Source organism: Ochrobactrum sp. SFR4, assembly GCF_019730395.1.
Taxonomy (GTDB): Bacteria; Pseudomonadota; Alphaproteobacteria; order Rhizobiales; family Rhizobiaceae; genus Pseudochrobactrum.
The window spans coordinates 1-241 of sequence record NZ_JAAPBB010001278.1; the positions used below are offsets into that span (position 1 = coordinate 1).

A 241-nucleotide genomic window follows, 5' to 3' on the forward strand; every position below is an offset into this window, starting at 1 on the left:
AGAAAATCCGGCGCTCTGGTGCTTGTTCATTGTGAGAATGAAGACGTAATCCGCTTTCTGATTGCACGTCATGAAGACAACAGTGAATTCGCCCCCAGATATCATGCATCCAGCCGTCCTGCTGCCGCTGAACGCGAGGCAACGCATCGTGCCCTATCACTGGCAGAAGTTGTCGATACGCCTATCGTCATTGTTCATGTCTCCAACAGGCAGGCAATGGAAGAAATTCAACGGGCGCGTT

General features: G+C 51.5%; 1 pseudogene. It reads left to right on the forward strand.

Annotation, left to right across the window (positions count from 1 at the left end):
• Window positions 1-241, forward strand: a pseudogene (locus tag HBA93_RS23135) (dihydropyrimidinase); the annotation flags it as partial.